The following is a 12,303-nucleotide window of genomic DNA, read 5'->3' as shown; positions in this document are numbered from 1 at the left end:
CCGATGGTTCATGACACGGCTCCCGACGAGGCGCTGCGGACCTCGTCGGGAGGACCGCCATCGGGTGGAGGAGCGAGCACGGTACGTCCGCGCCCCCGCACCAGGCGGCTGGATCGGCAGACCTTCGCGGCGTGGGTGCTCGTCCTTCCGTTCGTGCTGCTGTTCCTCGCGTTCACGGCCGGGCCGGTGCTGGGGTCGTTGGGGATGAGCTTCACCGACATGCGGCAGCGGGATCTGCGGACGCCGTTCGCGGTGAACGGGGTCGGGTTCGGCAACTACGTGAAGGCGTTGTCGGACGAGACCTTCCGCAAGGCCGCGTTCAACACGGCGTACTTCGTGATCCTCGGCGTACCGCTGACACTGGTGGTCGCGCTGGCGGCCGCGGTGCTGCTGGACCGTGGTGTGAAGCGGTTCCAGAGCCTGTTCAAGGTCGGCTACTACCTGCCGGTGGTGACGTCGATCGTCGCGATCGCGGTGATCTGGCGGTTCGTGCTGGCGCCCGACTCCGGCCTGGTGAACACCGTGCTCGGCTGGTTCGGCATCGACGGGCCGAACTGGCTGGCGTCGAAGACGCTGGCGATGCCGTCGCTGATCGCGATGGCGATCTGGCGCAACTTCGGCTCCGCGATGATCATCTTCCTGGCCGGTCTGCAAGGCATCCCGCAGACCGTCGAGGAGGCCGGTCAGATCGACGGTGCGAGCTCGTGGCAACGATTCCGCTACCTGATCCTGCCGTTGCTGCGTCCGACCGTGCTGTTCACCAGCGTCACCACCGGCATCGGCTACCTGCAGTTCTTCGAGGAGCCGCTGGTGATGACCCAGGGCGGTCCGCTGAACAGCACGCTGTCGGTGTCGATGTACACCTACCAGCAGTTCGGGTTCGGCAACTACGGCCTGGCCACGTCGATGGCCTACATCCTGTTCGTCGTCATCGCCGTCGTCACGTTCATCCAGTTCCGGCTGCTGAGGGAGAAGTGATGCGCCGTACCTGGTGGATCTACCTGATCGGGGTGCTCGGACTGGTGGCCGTCGCGGCGCCGTTCCTGTGGATGGTGCTCGGCAGCTTCAAGACACAGGGCGAACTGCTCCGCGTCCCACCGACCTGGTGGCCGGACAATCCGACCACACAGAACTACGGCGACCTGTTCCGCAAGGCGAGCTTCCCGCGCTACTTCCTCAACTCGACCGTGGTCGCGCTGGTCGTGACGGCCGGGAACCTGACGTTCTGCTCGATGATCGGCTATGCGCTGGCCAAGCTGCGGTTCAAGGGCCGCGACACTCTCTTTGTAGTGGTCCTGGCGACGCTGATGATCCCCGGCATGGTCACGTTCGTGCCGCTGTTCGTGCTCGTCACCAACGCCGGGCTGGCGAACACCTACCCCGGCCTGATCCTGCCGTTCCTGGTGTCGCCGTTCGGTGTCTTCCTGATGCGGCAGTTCTTCTCCGGACTGCCGGACGATCTGATGGACGCCGGCCGGGTGGACGGCACCAGTGAACTGGGCATCTTCGGCCGGATCATGCTGCCGTTGACGCGGCCGGCCCTGGCCACGCTCGGCATCCTGACCTTCCTCGGTTCCTGGAACAACTTCCTCTGGCCGCTGGTGATCGCCCAGACCGAGGACAAATACACCCTTCCCGTCGCCCTGGCGCTGTACTCGACCGGCCAGAACGCGCAGAACTACGGCCTGCTGATGGCCGGCGCGGTCGTGGTCGTCCTGCCGGTGCTGGTGATGTTCCTCGTCTTCCAGCGGCATGTCACCAAGGGCATAGCCATCACCGGACTCAAATAACCTTCTGGAGACTTAGATGACCGCCAACATCAGTCGCCGTACCCTGCTCGCCGCCGGCACCGCCGCCACTCTGATCGGAACCGCTGCCCCCGCCTTCGGTGGAACGCGCTCACCTGCGGAACTGTTGATGGGTGGGTGGAAGCCGAGCAAGGCCGACCGCGCACTCGTCGGGCGGTGGGCGCGAGACACCTGGCGCAGCCTGGTCGCGATGACCGACGAGAAGACCGGCCTCCCGGCCGACAACATCGGCTCCTCGGTGACGAACCCGGTCCGCAGCCAGTACACCTCCCCCACCAACATCGGCGGCTACCTGTGGAGCACCGTCGTCGCGCGCCACCTCGGCATCATCTCGCCGAAGGAGTCGCTGCGCCGGATCACCCAGACCCTGACCACGATGTCGAAGGTCGACCACCACGAGCCGAGCGGCATGTACTTCAACTGGTACGACGAATCGACCGGTGAGGTCCGGTACGTCGACCCGGACGGGACGAAGCCGATCACGCCGTTCGTCTCGAGTGTCGACAACGGCTGGCTCGCCTGCGCGTTGATGGTGGTCCGCAACGCCGAGCCAGGGGCCCGCGCGCTGGCGGATTCGCTGCTCAGCAAGATGAACTTCGCCTACTACTACAACCCCGCGGCCCGGCCCGGCGGTCTGATGCGTGGTGGCTTCTTCGAGACCCCACCGCCGGACGAGGAGACCGACAAGGGCAACCACGCCGGCACCGGCCCGGACGTGTACTACCGCAAGTTCCACTACGACACCTGCAACACCGAGGCTCGGATCGCCGGCTACATCGGATTCGCGCTCGACCAGGTCCCGCACACGCAGTACTTCGCGACGTACCGGACGTTCCCGGACTCGTGCGACTGGTCCTGGGTCGAGCAGAAGCCGAAGGGCGTGCACCGGACGTACCTCGGTCTCGACGTCTTCGAGGGCACCTACTCGTACCGCGGGATGCGGCTCGTGCCGTCCTGGGGCGGCGACATGTTCGAGTCGCTGATGCCCGATCTGTTCATCCCGGAGACGACCTGGGCACCGCGCAGTTGGGGTATCAACCACCCGCTGACCGTCCGCGCGCAGATCGAGCACGGACTGGACGACGCGAAGTACGGCTACTGGGGCTTCTCGCCGGCCTCGAACCCGAAGGGCGGGTACTCCGTCTACGGCGTCGAGGCGATCGGGATGGACCCCGGCGGCTATCCGTCCGACCTGGAGGCGACGAACTTCGACGCCGGCTTCGAGGGCTGCCGCGAGGGCGTCAACCCGAATCCCACCTTCGGCGACGGTGTGGTCACCCCGCACGCCGCGTTCCTGGCGATGCAGTACGCGCCGGGGCAGGCGATCGAGAACCTGCGCCGGATCGAGACGAACCTGCACGCGTACGGCGCCGGTGGCTTCTACGACTCGGTCGCGGTCCGGTCCGGGCTGATCGCCCAGCGGTACCTGGCCCTGGACCAGGCGATGGTGATGGGTGCCATCGGCAACGTCTTCGCCGACGACGTGGTCCGGCGGAACTTCAGCACCACGACGGTCGAGCGCCGGATCCGGCCGCTGATCGCGATGGAGCAGTTCGAGTCCGGGCTCGAGTGACACGACGACAGGAGTCAGCTTGATGCACGACGACGCCTCGGTGGAGGCCAAGACCGACTGGGACGCGCGGATCGCGCTCCGCAGTGACGAGGAGCGCGCGTTCACCTTCCCGGACCTGGATCCGCCGAAGGAGGTCACCGCGACCGGCGGAGCCGGCCAGGTGACGATCGACTGGACGCCGGTGGACGGAGCCGCGGGCTACCTGATCCTGCGGTCCACCGGCGACCACGGCCCGCTCGAGCCTGTCGATCACCACAGTGGAGACATCCTCTCGGTCCCGGCGCCGCCGTACGTCGACACCACCTGCACCCCGGGGACGCCGTACCGGTATGCGGTCGCGAGCGTCCCCGAGGTGACCGCGAGCGGCCGTCCGAGCAGCACGGTGAGCGCCGTACCACTGGTTGCCGACGGCACCGTCCCGGTGGTTTCGGTGACCATCGACACGACTGCCGAGGGCACCGAACTGGCGAAGCCGTGGGTTCCGATGGTCGGCAGCGAACGGCTCAGCCAGCTGCTCTGCACGGATCTCACCGGTGGTCACGAGATCGGCGCGGAGCTGGAGCAGGCGCTGCGCCGGATGCACGACGAGATCGGGGTACGCACGGTCCGGGCGCATGCGATCTTCCATGACGACACTCGGGTGTACGCCGAGGTCGACGGCGAACCGGCGTACGACTTCTCGGTCGTCGACGCGATCTACGACAAGGTGCTGGCGATCGGGCTGCGGCCGGTGGTCGAGCTCGGGTTCATGCCGCGGGACCTGGCCAGTGATCCGGCCAAGACCGTGTTCGCGTACGGCGCGATCATCTCCCCACCGAAGTCGTACGAGCGCTGGTACGACCTGGTCCGCGCACTGGTGCGGCACCTGGTCGAGAGGTACGGCCTCGACGAGGTGCTGACCTGGGACTTCGAGGTGTGGAACGAGGCCAACCTGGAGGTCTTCTGGTCCGGCACGAAGACCGAGTACCTGCATCTGTACGACGTGAGCGCAGCAGCGGTGAAGTCGGTGGACCCGCGGCTGGCAATCGGCGGACCGTCGTCGGCCGCAGCGGGCTGGGTGGACGATCTGCTCGCGCATGCGGCGGCAGAGGGTACGCCGGTGGACTTCGTGTCGACGCACACCTACGGCAGTCCGCCGCTCGATGTGCAGGCGTCGCTGGATCGGCACGGGTTCGGCGACGCGCGGATCCTGTGGACCGAGTGGGGCGTGACCCCGACGCACTTCAACCCAATCAACGATTCGGTGTTCTCCGGAGTGTTCCTGCTGCGCGGGATGAAGTCGGCGGCCGGGCGGGTCGACGCGCTCGCGTACTGGGTCGCGTCGGACCACTTCGAGGAGCTCGGCCGTCCGCCGCGGTTCCTGCATGGTGGCTTCGGCTTGCAGACCGTTGGTGGACTGGCGAAGCCCCGGTACCACGCGATGAGCCTGCTGAGCCGGCTCGGGCCGGTCGAGCTGCCGGTGACGTGGAGCGGCGACGGTGGCGGCAGCCTGGTGGAGGCGTGGGCCTCCCGGGATGACGATCGGATCGCCGTACTGCTGTGGAATCTGACCCTCGACCAGACCAAGTCGGCGGGGGCACCGGAACTGTCCAGGACGGTCCACGTGCAGCTGCCCGGCGTGGATCCGTCCTGGCAGGCCACCGTCACCACACTCGGCATCGGCGTCGGCGATCTCGTCGCAGTCGCCGCCGACTTGGGAATCGGCGATTGGCCCACCGACGAGCAGCTGACCGAGCTGGCCGACCGGAGCCAGATGGTCAGTACTCCGCTGGAGTGGAACGGCTCAGCACTCGAGCTGACCCTGCCGATGCCGTCCGCTGTCCTGGTGGAGCTTCGCCCGAGTCAAGGTTGACCGCGTCCTGGATCCAGCGCTCGACGCCGGCGATGTGGACCGTCGCCCAGGCCCGCGCGACCTCGGGTTCGCGGGCGGCGATGGCGTCGAGGATGGAGCGGTGTTCGGCCACCGATCGGGCGACCGCGCCGGTCTGGGTCAGGCCGCGCCAGATCCGGGCCCGGTACGTCGGCTGACGCAGACTCTCGATGATCGAGGCCAGCGCCCGGTTGCCGCTGCCGATCGCGAGCTGCCGGTGGAACTCCACGTCACAGGCGAGCTGATCGTCCGCCGACGGTTCCTCGCCGAGATCGTCCAGCAGCTTGCGTAATGCGGCGACGTCCTCGTCCGGCATCCGGAGCGCGGCCCGCGCGGCCGCGGCCGGCTCCAGGATCCGGCGTACCTCGAAGAACTCGAGCACCGACGCGTCCTGATGCAGGTCGAGGACGAACCCCATCGTCTCCATCAGCAGGGACGGGTCGAGGCTCGTCACGAACGTCCCGTCGCCCTGGCGGACCTCGAGGATCCGGATCAGCGCCAGCGCCTTGACCGCCTCGCGCAGCGAGTTCCGGGACAGGCCGAGGCGCGCGGCCAGGTCGGCTTCGCGCGGCAGCCGGTCGCCGGGCTGCAGTTCGCCGGACACGATCATCTGCTTGATCCGGTCGATCGCCTCGTCGGTGACCCGCATGCCAGCCTCCCTGCTCGGCCCGGAAACCTCCGATGTCTTGGGACAATACATCGGAGGTCTACTCGGCGCATCTACGCTCAACGCCGAGTTTCTGCCTTGAAATAAGGCCACGAACTGTTGACTCTCGTCAAGACTTCGGCATATTGATCGGATGAATCACAGCTTTCCATGGAGGTCAGGATGAGAGGAACACCAGCGCGGGCTCGCCGCTGGGCCACCGCCGCCCTGTCGGTGCTGGCTCTGACGGCGGTGGCGGCCTGTGGCGGCGGCAACGACGGCAGTGGCGGCGGATCCGGTTCGGCCGACAAGGCCGATCTCACCTGGTCGTTCTGGGTCGCGGGGACCGAGGACCAGGCCGCGTGGCAGAAGGTCGCGGATCAGGCCCACACGGACCATCCCGGCATCACCGTCAAGCTCCAGGGCACCACCTGGGACAACTACTGGGCGAAGGTCGGGACCCTGCTGGCGAGCGGCAAGGCTCCGTGCATCATGGGCATGCAGAGCCTGCGACTGGCGTCGTACGCGAGCGCCCTGCTCCCGCTCGACGATCTGATCAAGAAGTACGGCCTGAAGACCGAGGACTTCGACAAGCCGATCATGGACGGCCTGAAGGCGGACGGGAAGCAGATCGCGATCCCGTACGACTCCGGCCCGATGGTGATCTTCTACAACCGCGATCTGTTCAAGGCCGCCGGCGTGGCCGAGCCGAAGCCGGGCTGGACGATGGACGAGTTCACCGCGGCCGCCAAGAAGCTCACCTCCGCCGGGCGGACCGGATTCGTGACGAGTCCCGGCGATCTGGGCGTGACGTCCTGGGTTCGCACCCAGACCGGCGCCGAGCCGCTCGCCGACGGCAAGCTCGCCCTCACCGACCCGAAGTTCGAAGAGGGCTTCACGACGTACGCGGACTTCGTCAAGACCGACAAGATCGCCCCGCAGGTGCCGTCCGGCAACCCCGACTTCGAGACCCAGCAGTTCACCTCGGGCAAGGCGGCGATGCAGCTGAACGGGCCGTGGTCGCTGATCGACGTCAAGGGCAAGGTCAAGTTCAACCTCGGCATCGCACCGATCCCGGCGGGTCCGGACGGCTCGAAGACATACACGGCCGGCTCGGGGTTCGGCATCTCGCGGTCCTGCAAGACGCCGGACGCGGCCTTCCAGGCGATCATGTCGATGACGAGTGAGAAGCCGCTGACCACGCTGGCCGTGGCCGGCCGGGCGTACCCGGCTCGCACCGTCGCGCACCCGGCCTGGTTCACCGCGGTGAAGGTCGAGGGTGCCAAGGAGACGATCGACTACGCGTCCGAGAACTCGGTCCCGCTGGTGACCTCGAAGAACTGGGTCCAGGTGGCCGACCTGCTCAACCGGTTCGGGACGCAGGCGCTGAACGGCGAGATCCCGCCGGACCAGGCGCTGAAGACCATCCAGGACCAGGCGGGCGCCGGTTCCTGATGGCCACCGACACCACGACCGTCGCTCCGCCTGGCCTGCCCTCCGGGGCCGACCGGGTGGGGCGCCGGCCCGCGCTGCGACGGGACGGCCGGTTCGCCGGGATCTTCCTCGCCCCGAGCCTCGGCGGGCTGGCCCTGTTCACGCTGTTCCCCACCGCGATGGCGCTGGCGATCAGCCTGTTCGACTGGCCGGTGTTCGGCGAGCGCAAGTTCCTCGGCATCGACAACTACACCCAGCTGCTGAACGATCCGGTGTTCCGCCGGGTGGTGCTGAACACGGCCCTGTTCGTGGTGCTGTACGTGCCGCTGAACCTGGTCGTGTCGCTGGGTCTCGCGGTCTGGGTCGGGCCGAAGATCAGGGGCCGGCAGGCGTTCCGGGTGCTGTTCTTCATCCCGGTGATGACGCCGATGGTGGCCAACGTGATGGTCTGGCGGCTGTTGTTCCAGCCCGGCGGTCTGATCGACACCACGTTGGAGAGCTGGTTCGGCATCAACGCGCCGAACTTCCTCGGTTCGTCGACCTGGGCGATGCCGGCCGTCGTCGCGATGTCGATCTGGCAGGGCTTCGGCTACAACTTCCTGGTCTTCTCCGCCGCCCTCGACCAGGTGCCGCAGTCGCAACTCGAGTCGGCCCAGATCGACGGCGCCGGGCCGTTCCAGCGGTTCCGGTACGTGACCTGGCCGATGATCACACCGTCGATCTTCTTCGCCACCACGATGACGCTGATCACGTCGTTCCAGGTGTTCGTGCAACCGTTCATCCTGACCCAGGGCGGTCCGGGCGTGGCCACCCAGACGATCGTGATGTTCGTCTACAACCAGGGCTGGCAGTTCCTCACCATGGGGCTGGCGTCCGCGGCGGGCTGGGTGCTGTTCGTGATCATCATGGCGGTCACCGCGATCCAGTTCGCCGGGCAGCGGAGGTGGGTGCAGTATGACGTCTGAAACCGTTGGCCGCCGGGTCCGCAGCGGGGTCTCGCACACGCTACTGATCATCGTCGCGATCGCCTTCCTCGGACCGCTGGTGTACGCCGTGTCCACCTCGCTGAAACCCGCGGACGAGGTGTTCACGCCGACGCCGGAGCTGTTCGGCTCCGAGATCCGCTGGCAGAACTACGCCGACGCGTTCACGTTCGCGCCGTTCGGCCGCTATTTCCTGAACAGTCTGTTCGTCGCGATCGCCGGTACCGCGGTCGTGGTGATCGCCTCGAGCCTGTCGGCGTACGCCTTCGCCCGGCTGCAATTCAGGGGCCGTGAGCAACTGTTCGTCCTGTTCCTGGGCACGCTGATGGTGCCGCAGGAGGTACTGATCGTGCCGATGTACTGGCTGATGCAGTCGCTCGGCTGGGTGGACAGCTACTGGGCGCTGATCCTGCCCTGGGCGTTCACCGCGTTCGGCACCTTCCTGCTGCGGCAGTTCTTCCTGACCGTCCCGGCCGAGCTGGAGGAGGCGGCGCGGGTCGACGGGTGCGGGCCGTTCCGCTCGTTCCTGCGGATCATGCTGCCGTTGGCGCGGCCGGCCATCGCCGTACTGACCGTCTTCACCTTCATCAGTTTCTGGGGCAGTTTCCTGTGGCCGCTGATCATCGTGAACAGCATCGCGGACAAGGGCACGGTGCCGCTCGGCCTGGCTCAGTTCGTCGGCCAGCAAGGCACTCAGTGGAACCTGATGATGGCGGCCTCGATCATGGCGATGGCACCGACCGTCCTGCTCGTCATCCTGCTCCAGAAGCATCTCGTCCGCGGCCTGCTCGTCACCGGTCTGGGCGGCCGTTAACTACTCCGAGGAGATCTGAGATGACCGACGCGCCTCCTGCGCATTCCGTCGAGAAGTTCCGTGACTGGCGGTTCGGCCTGTTCGTCCACTGGGGGCTGTACTCGCTGCCGGCCCGGCACGAGTGGGTGAAGAACCTCGAGCGGCTGACCGACGAGGACTACCAGCCGTACTTCGACCACTTCGAGCCGGACCTGTACGACCCGGGCAAGTGGGCTCGCGCCGCCCGTGAGGCCGGCATGAAGTACGCCGTACTCACGACCAAGCACCACGAAGGCTTCTGCCTGTGGGACTCCGAGGTCTCGGACTACACGGTCGCGAAGACCGCGTGGGGCAAGGACCTGGTCGGCCCGTTCGTCGAGGCCTGCCGGGCCGAAGGGCTCGGCGTCGGGTTCTACCACTCGCTGATCGACTGGCATCATCCCGAGTTCCCGATCGACCTGGTGCATCCGCAGCGGGACGACGAGGAGGCGATCGCGAAGGCAGCCGGCCGCGACATCCAGGTGTACGCCGACTACCTGCACGCGCAGACGCGCGAACTGCTGACGAACTACGGCCCGATCGACATCATGTGGTTCGACTTCTCCTACCCGGGCCGGAAGTACCCGGACGGCCGCGACGGGCACGGCAAGGGCCGCGACGACTGGCGGTCCGAGGAACTGATGGCGATGGTCCGGGAGTTGCAGCCGGACATCCTGATCAACGACCGCCTCGACATCCCGGGCGACTTCGTCACGCCGGAGCAGTACCAGCCGGACGGCCCGATGGAACGCGACGGGCAGCCGGTGCTGTGGGAGGCCTGCCAGACACTGAACGGCAGCTGGGGCTACGACCGGGACAACCTGGACTGGAAGTCACCCGAGCTGCTGGTGAAGATGCTGGTCGACTCGGTCTCCAAGGACGGCAACCTGCTGCTGAACGTGGGCCCGACCGGGCGGGGCGAGTTCGACCCGCGCGCACTGGCTACGTTGGCATCGATCGGCGAATGGATGCGGCTGCACGAGCGGTCGATCCGTGGAGCCCGGCCGGCCTCGGGGTACACCGCTCCGGCCGACTGCCGCTTCACCCAGAGAGGCAACCGGCTCTACCTGCATCTGTTCTCGTGGCCGATGGGCCACGTCCACCTGCCCGGCCTGGCCGGCAAGGTGAAGTACGCCCAACTCCTGAACGACGCGTCCGAGATCAAGCGCATCGTCAACGACCCCCACCAGACCGCCCAGAACACCACCATGGGCGGCACTTCCGCCGACACCCTCACCCTCAAACTCCCGATCCAGAAACCCAACACCCTGGTCCCCGTGATCGAACTCTTCCTGGCCTGAAACCCCGCCACCCCGCCTGCTGCTGACCACCCGCTGATGGGTTGACCCACCAGACAGTGGGTCGACCCACCGCGTGCGGTTGGCCAACCCCCAAACGCGTGGGTCGACCCACCGCACACGAACGAGCACCCGGCACCGCGACGTACGCGGGACAGCGCGAAGGCGGCTGCACGAAGAGCCGACGGCGACGCGGGGTCCGGGCTCGTGGGTCGACCCACCAGACAGTGGGTCGACCCACCGCACACGAACGAGCACCCGGCACCGCGACGTACGCGGGACAGCGCGAAGGCGGCTGCACGAAGAGCCGACGGCGACGCGGGGTCCGGGCTCGTGGGTCGACCCACCAGACAGTGGGTCGACCCACCGCCTGCGGTTGGCCAACCCCCAAACGCGTGGGTCGACCCACCACACACGAACAAGCACCCGGCACCGCGACGTACGCCGGACGGCCCGAAGGCGGCTGCACGAAGAGCCGACGGCGACGCGGGGTCCGGGCTCGTGGGTCGACCCACCAGACAGTGGGTTGACCCACCGCGTGCGGTTGGCCGACCCACTACGGCGTGGGTCAGCCCATCAGATGGGTGCGGGGCCGGGCGCGCATGGGTGGTCGGGGGGTCGGTGCGGGGCGGGGGGTCGGTGCGGGGCGGGGGTGGTCGGGGCTAGGACGTGGGGGTGGGGCGGGCGGGCTGGTCTCCGCCCCGGGCTTCCAGGTAGGTGTTCTTGGGGACCATGACCTTGCGGCGGAAGAGGCAGACGACGGTGCCGTCCTGCTTGTAGCCCTTGGTCTCGACGTACACGACGCCGCGGTCGTCCTTCGACTTCGACTCCCACTTGTCCAGTACGACGGTCTCGCCGTAGATCGTGTCGCCGTGGAAGGTCGGGGCGACGTGCCGCAGCGACTCGACCTCCAGGTTCGCGATCGCCTTGCCGCTGACGTCCGGCACCGACATGCCGAGCAGGATCGAGTAGATGTAATTGCCCACCACAACGTTCTTGCCGAACTGGGTGGTTTCGCCGGCGTAGTGCGCGTCGAGGTGCAGCGGGTGGTGGTTCATCGTCAGCAGGCAGAACAGATGATCGTCGTACTCCGTCACCGTCTTGCCCGGCCAGTGCTTGTAGACGGCACCGACCTCGAACTCCTCATAGCTACGCCCGAACTGCATGCCGGCTCCTCCTGAACCCGATGGACCCCCCATGCTGCCGAATCCGGGCGTCCCCGGTCCGTGGTGTGGCTCTCACCGGCAGGAGAGATAGGTCACCTCCCACCGCGGAGCCTCAGTCGTGCGGCCGCTGCCCTGGCTCGACCGGCTGCTGCGTGGCCGCCTGCTGCGTGGCCTGGTGCTCCGGCAGGCGCGGGTTGACCTCGCCCTTCAGAGCAAGCTTGGCCAGGTGGTTCCGCGCCTCTTCAGCGAACTTGAAGTCGCACAGTACGTCGTACGTCGTCGCGACCACCGCGTTCCGCGAGGTGAAGTCGCGCCGGCCGGCGGACTGGGCGTAGCCGAGGCCGCCGAACACCAGACCGAAGAAGGCACCCAGCACCACACCGGTGAGCAGCGCGGCGAGCCAGTTGCCCGTCGTGAACAGGCCCAGCAGCAGGCCGACGAACAGACCGAACCAGGCACCGCTGGCCAGTCCCGCGGTGAGCGCCCGGCCCCAGGTGAGCCGGCCGGTGATCTTCTCCACCTGGCGGAGGTTGTTGCCGACGATGGTCGTGTGCTCGACCGGGAACTTCTCGTCCGAGAGGTAGTCGACAGCTCGCTGCGCCTCCCGGTAGGTGTCGTACGTCCCGATCGTCAGGCCACTCGGCCGGGGGTCCATCGAGGGCATGCCCTGCGGGGTCATCGTCGTTCCTCTCC

General features: G+C 67.5%; 11 protein-coding genes. 8 read left to right on the top strand and 3 right to left on the bottom strand.

All coding sequences use genetic code 11. The features are described 5' to 3' along the window. The first annotated feature begins 3 nt into the window (after positions 1 to 3). The 4 genes from OG817_RS02420 to OG817_RS02405 are packed head-to-tail and all read left to right on the top strand — an operon-like array spanning position 4 to position 5,233. Positions 4 to 978, top strand: a complete 975-nt coding sequence (locus tag OG817_RS02420; RefSeq protein ID WP_406051829.1) for a carbohydrate ABC transporter permease — start codon at positions 4 to 6, stop codon at positions 976 to 978. Then, the gene (locus tag OG817_RS02415) at positions 978 to 1,790 is read left to right on the top strand and encodes a carbohydrate ABC transporter permease (RefSeq protein WP_396397253.1); all 813 of its coding nucleotides are present in this window, start codon (positions 978 to 980) and stop codon (positions 1,788 to 1,790) included. Before OG817_RS02420 ends, OG817_RS02415 begins: the two co-directional genes overlap by 1 nt. A 16-nt stretch (positions 1,791 to 1,806) precedes the next feature. Continuing rightward, positions 1,807 to 3,381, top strand: a complete 1,575-nt coding sequence (locus OG817_RS02410) for a glucoamylase family protein (protein ID WP_406051827.1) — start codon at positions 1,807 to 1,809, stop codon at positions 3,379 to 3,381. 22 nt (positions 3,382 to 3,403) lie between these two features. Further along, complete coding sequence (locus OG817_RS02405) at positions 3,404 to 5,233, top strand: GH39 family glycosyl hydrolase (RefSeq protein ID WP_406051825.1); 1,830 nt, start codon at positions 3,404 to 3,406, stop codon at positions 5,231 to 5,233. On the opposite strand, the gene OG817_RS02400 is transcribed toward OG817_RS02405, so the two are convergent. Further along, positions 5,139 to 5,900, bottom strand: a complete 762-nt coding sequence (locus OG817_RS02400) for a FadR/GntR family transcriptional regulator (RefSeq protein ID WP_406051823.1) — start codon at positions 5,898 to 5,900, stop codon at positions 5,139 to 5,141. The two genes, OG817_RS02405 and OG817_RS02400, sit on opposite strands and share 95 nt — an antisense overlap. Positions 5,901 to 6,080: 180 nt before the next feature. On the opposite strand from OG817_RS02400, the gene OG817_RS02395 reads away from it, so the two are divergent. Genes OG817_RS02395 through OG817_RS02380 form a run of 4 tightly spaced genes read left to right on the top strand, consistent with a single transcriptional unit; the run spans position 6,081 to position 10,447 of the window. Further along, the gene (locus OG817_RS02395) at positions 6,081 to 7,352 is read left to right on the top strand and encodes an ABC transporter substrate-binding protein (protein ID WP_406051822.1); all 1,272 of its coding nucleotides are present in this window, start codon (positions 6,081 to 6,083) and stop codon (positions 7,350 to 7,352) included. Then, entirely contained in the window at positions 7,352 to 8,296 is a 945-nt protein-coding gene (locus tag OG817_RS02390) for a carbohydrate ABC transporter permease (RefSeq protein WP_396397247.1), read from the top strand. Before OG817_RS02395 ends, OG817_RS02390 begins: the two co-directional genes overlap by 1 nt. Next, positions 8,286 to 9,128 (top strand): carbohydrate ABC transporter permease, encoded by an 843-nt coding sequence (locus OG817_RS02385; protein WP_396397245.1) that lies wholly within the window; start codon positions 8,286 to 8,288, stop codon positions 9,126 to 9,128. Before OG817_RS02390 ends, OG817_RS02385 begins: the two co-directional genes overlap by 11 nt. Before the next feature lie 20 nt (positions 9,129 to 9,148). Continuing rightward, complete coding sequence (locus OG817_RS02380; RefSeq protein ID WP_406051821.1) at positions 9,149 to 10,447, top strand: alpha-L-fucosidase; 1,299 nt, start codon at positions 9,149 to 9,151, stop codon at positions 10,445 to 10,447. A 659-nt stretch (positions 10,448 to 11,106) separates the two neighbouring features. Here the strand turns inward: OG817_RS02380 and OG817_RS02375 are convergent. Further along, the gene (locus OG817_RS02375; RefSeq protein ID WP_406051819.1) at positions 11,107 to 11,610 is read right to left on the bottom strand and encodes a MaoC family dehydratase; all 504 of its coding nucleotides are present in this window, start codon (positions 11,608 to 11,610) and stop codon (positions 11,107 to 11,109) included. A 112-nt stretch (positions 11,611 to 11,722) separates the two neighbouring features. Further along, positions 11,723 to 12,289: a general stress protein gene (locus tag OG817_RS02370; protein WP_406051818.1), complete on the bottom strand. Its 567-nt coding sequence runs from the start codon at positions 12,287 to 12,289 to the stop codon at positions 11,723 to 11,725. Between the last annotated feature and the right edge of the window lie 14 nt (positions 12,290 to 12,303).

The sequence above is a fragment of the Kribbella sp. NBC_00889 genome (assembly GCF_045207705.1).
Classification (GTDB): domain Bacteria; phylum Actinomycetota; class Actinomycetes; order Propionibacteriales; family Kribbellaceae; genus Kribbella.
This window is presented reverse-complemented; position numbering and strand designations above follow the sequence as displayed.

Bases quoted from the DNA above. Each gene is read 5' to 3' on its own strand.
- OG817_RS02380 (WP_406051821.1), top strand. From the start codon at position 9,149: ATGACCGACGCGCCTCCTGCGCATTCCGTCGAGAAGTTCCGTGACTGG.
- OG817_RS02400 (WP_406051823.1), bottom strand. From the start codon at position 5,900: ATGCGGGTCACCGACGAGGCGATCGACCGGATCAAGCAGATGATCGTG.
- OG817_RS02410 (WP_406051827.1), top strand. From the start codon at position 1,807: ATGACCGCCAACATCAGTCGCCGTACCCTGCTCGCCGCCGGCACCGCC.
- OG817_RS02370 (WP_406051818.1), bottom strand. From the start codon at position 12,289: ATGACCCCGCAGGGCATGCCCTCGATGGACCCCCGGCCGAGTGGCCTG.
- OG817_RS02420 (WP_406051829.1), top strand. From the start codon at position 4: ATGGTTCATGACACGGCTCCCGACGAGGCGCTGCGGACCTCGTCGGGA.
- OG817_RS02405 (WP_406051825.1), top strand. From the start codon at position 3,404: ATGCACGACGACGCCTCGGTGGAGGCCAAGACCGACTGGGACGCGCGG.
- OG817_RS02415 (WP_396397253.1), top strand. From the start codon at position 978: ATGCGCCGTACCTGGTGGATCTACCTGATCGGGGTGCTCGGACTGGTG.
- OG817_RS02375 (WP_406051819.1), bottom strand. From the start codon at position 11,610: ATGCAGTTCGGGCGTAGCTATGAGGAGTTCGAGGTCGGTGCCGTCTAC.
- OG817_RS02395 (WP_406051822.1), top strand. From the start codon at position 6,081: ATGAGAGGAACACCAGCGCGGGCTCGCCGCTGGGCCACCGCCGCCCTG.
- OG817_RS02390 (WP_396397247.1), top strand. From the start codon at position 7,352: ATGGCCACCGACACCACGACCGTCGCTCCGCCTGGCCTGCCCTCCGGG.
- OG817_RS02385 (WP_396397245.1), top strand. From the start codon at position 8,286: ATGACGTCTGAAACCGTTGGCCGCCGGGTCCGCAGCGGGGTCTCGCAC.